The 231-nt window shown below is 50.2% G+C and carries 1 protein-coding gene; it reads right to left on the bottom strand.

The features are described from left to right. Positions 1–43: 43 nt before the first annotated feature. Positions 44–231 (bottom strand): hypothetical protein (locus B9T16_RS29830; protein ID WP_410246511.1); only part of this gene is annotated, 188 nt, incomplete at its 5' end.

Raw genomic sequence — 231 nt, 5'->3', positions numbered from 1 at the left:
GGGTGAGGGCTTTACCTCATGAGTCCAGGAACCGCTATATCAATTATCCAATTCCCATTTTCCGCAAATGGTCATCAACCCGACTCGCTAACCTCTCCACCTCATCCACTAATTGGGGTAAAGGTTCCGCATAACGCTCATCTAACTCCTTAATTCGACTCGCCAACTGCTGCGTTACCCGCTCAATTTCTGCCCCAATCATCCCCTCCAAAGTCGCCCCCCACTTATCCA

Origin of the sequence: Arthrospira sp. PCC 8006, from assembly GCF_046480465.1 — a bacterium.
In the GTDB taxonomy this organism is placed as follows: Bacteria; Cyanobacteriota; Cyanobacteriia; order Cyanobacteriales; family Microcoleaceae; genus Limnospira; species Limnospira platensis.
This window is presented reverse-complemented; position numbering and strand designations above follow the sequence as displayed.